This is a genomic window from Leucobacter sp. M11, assembly GCF_035726885.1.
Lineage (GTDB): Bacteria > Actinomycetota > Actinomycetes > Actinomycetales > Microbacteriaceae > JAPFRB01.
Genome location: NZ_JAPFRB010000001.1, coordinates 84,755 through 87,432, shown reverse-complemented (window position 1 = coordinate 87,432; position 2,678 = coordinate 84,755). Strand labels below are relative to the sequence as shown.

At 73.3% G+C, this 2,678-nt stretch carries 3 protein-coding genes; 1 reads left to right on the top strand and 2 read right to left on the bottom strand.

The features are described from left to right. Positions 1-179 (bottom strand): TetR/AcrR family transcriptional regulator (locus OOT08_RS00430; RefSeq protein ID WP_325091266.1); only part of this gene is annotated, 179 nt, incomplete at its 3' end. 98 nt (positions 180-277) lie between these two features. On the opposite strand from OOT08_RS00430, the gene OOT08_RS00425 reads away from it, so the two are divergent. After that, positions 278-1,978, top strand: coding sequence for an amidase (locus OOT08_RS00425; protein ID WP_325090624.1), 1,701 nt, complete (start codon positions 278-280; stop codon positions 1,976-1,978). A 27-nt stretch (positions 1,979-2,005) separates the two neighbouring features. On the opposite strand, the gene OOT08_RS00420 is transcribed toward OOT08_RS00425, so the two are convergent. Next, positions 2,006-2,678, bottom strand: a 673-nt coding sequence (locus OOT08_RS00420; protein ID WP_325090623.1) for a glycosyltransferase, incomplete at its 5' end; no start/stop codon positions are given.

Here is a 2,678-nt window from a genome sequence, read left to right as displayed (position 1 = left end):
GTGACCTCGTCGAGGGCGGCCTGGAGGAGGCCGTCCCGGTCACCGAAGTGATAGGCGAGCAGCCCGATCGAGACCCCGGCCTCGCGCGCCACCTCGCTCATCCGAAACCGTGCGAGGCCCGTCCGGGCGATCACCCGGGCGCACGAGGCGAGGATGCGTTCCCTCGTGTCCGCTGCCATGCCGCTCCTCCCGGTGGGGCGCGCCGCATTTGACAGCGGCGCGGAAAAAACTGAAACTGATTTCAGGATACCGTGTCGGAACAGAAACGAGGACGTCCATGATCGACCCGAAAGCCCCCTTCGCGCTTGCCGAGGCCAGCATCGAGCAGGTGCTCGCCGCCCTGGGCAGCGGCGAGATCACGAGCGTCTGGCTGACCGAGCGCTTCCTCGCGCGGGCCGAGGCCTTCGACCGCGGGGCCGAGGGGCTGCACGCGATCGTCGTGCCGAACCCCGCCGCCCTCGACGCGGCCGCGGAATCCGACCGGCGCTGGGCCGCTGGCACCGCGCGGCCCCTGGAGGGCGTGCCCTTCACGGTCAAGGACTCGTACATGGTCCGGGGCCTCACGGTCGCCTCCGGCTCGCCCGCCTTCCAGTCACTCGTCGCGCAGTGGGACGCCTTCTCCGTCGAGCAGTTGCTGGGCGCGGGGGCCGTGCTCCTCGGCAAGACCAACATGCCGCCGATGGCCGACGGGGGCATGCAGCGCGGGGTCTACGGTCGGGCCGAGAGCCCGTACAACCGCGACTACCTGGCCGCGGCCTATGCCTCGGGCTCCTCCAACGGCTCGGGCGTCGCCACCGCGGCGAACCTCGCCGTGTTCGGCATGGGCGAGGAGACCGTGTCCTCCGGCCGCAGCCCCGCCTCCAATAACGGGCTGTGCGCGTACACGCCGAGCTGGGGGGTGCTCTCGATTCGGGGCAACTGGCCGCTGTTTCCGGCCCGGGATGTCGTCGTGCCGCACAGCCGGACCATGCCGGATCTGCTCCGCCTGCTCGACGTGCTCGTGCAGGATGACCCGGTCACCCGCGGCGACTTCTGGCGCGCCCAGGACGTCGTGCCCGTGCCCGCCCCCTCCGCGCACCGCCCCGAGAGCTACCTCGCGGCCGCGGAGCCGGGAGCGCTCCGCGGGAAGCGCTTCGCGGTGCCCGCGATGTACCTCGGCGAGGACCCGAACTTCCCGATCGCGGTCCGCCCGAGCGTGCTGGAGCGCTTCGCCGCGGCCCGGGAGCGACTCGAATCCCTCGGCGCCGAACTCGTTGTCACGGGTTTCCCGCTGATCGAGCAGTACGAGGGCAACCGTCCCGGTCAGGAGAACGTCGCGGCGCTCGGGGTGCTCCCCGAGGGCTGGATGGACACCGAGTTCACGGACTTCCTCGCCTTCGGCTGGGACGACTTCCTCCGGGCGAACGCGGACCCGGCCATTCCCACCCTCGGGGCGGTGGACCCGGACCAGATCTTCCCGCAGGCTCCCGGCACGCTGCCCGACCGCTACGAGGAGGTGGAGGACTATCCCAACCGCTACCGGGCGACCGTGGCGATGGCCCAGCAGCCGGGCGGGGTGCCCGATCCCCGCCAGCGCGCCGACTTCGCGGACGGCCTGCGCGCCCTGGTCCGCCTGCGCGAGGACCTCTTCGAGCGCTGGCTGGCCGAAGAGGGCTTCGACGGGGTCGTGTTCCCCGCGAACGCCGACGTGGGCCGGGAGGACGCCGAGCGCGACCCCGAGGCCGCCGATCACGCCTGGTCGAACGGGGTGTTCTTCTCGAACGGCAACTACGCCCTGCGCCACCTGGGCATCCCCACGGTCACGGTGCCGATGGGGCTCATGGCCGACATCGGGATGCCGGTCGGACTGACCTTTGCGGGCCCCGCATACGCGGACGTGGCGCTGCTCGGCTTCGCGGCCGACTTCGAGGCCCCGGGGAGCATGCGGGTGCCGCCCGCCGCGGCCCCGGAGCTGCCCGAGGACCGGCGCGGCGCGTAGCCCGGAGGAGCGACCCGGCGGCGGGGCTCAGGCGCGCCGAGCGAGGGCGGCGACCCAGGCGGCCGCGCGCTCCGCGCCCCGGGCGCTGCCGCGCAGACGTTCACCGGCCCGGGCGGCGCGTTCGCGCGAGTCCGGGTCGGCCAGCAGGGCGCTGATCGTCGATCGGAGCCGCGCCGTGCTGGCGCGCTTGGGCAGGGTCGCGCCGAGCCCGTGCCGCTCGATGACCGTGCCGATGAGGCGTTGATCGGAGATCGGGTTGATCGGGAGCGTGAGCACCGGCACGCCGTGCGCCAGGGCCTTGAGCGTTGTGGAGTGCCCGCCGTGCCCGACGAGCAGGCTCGCGCGGGGCAGCACCCGCGTGTGATCGAGCCAGCCGGTCACGGTGACGTTCGGGGACCCGCGAAGCTCGCCGCCGAGGTCGACGTCTCCCGTCGTGACCACGGCCTCCACCGGGAGCGCGGTGAGGGCCGCAACGATTCTGCGGTACACGGGGAGCATCCCGGGCCAGTCGGTGGCGCTCAGGGACACGAGGACGAGGGGACGCTCCTCGCCCGGTTCGGGCGGCGCACCCTGCTCGGTTGAGCCGGCCCAGAGGAAGCTCCGCAGAGCGGGGGCAGCGCTGCTCGGATCCAGCGCGGGATCGCTCAGGATGATCCGGGCCGTGGCCCCGCCCCACAACCGGGCCGGGGCGACCCCCAGC

What these genes read in the sequence shown, in the direction of transcription:
- OOT08_RS00425 (WP_325090624.1), top strand. Translation starts at nt 278, where the DNA reads ATGATCGACCCGAAAGCCCCCTTCGCGCTTGCCGAGGCCAGCATCGAG.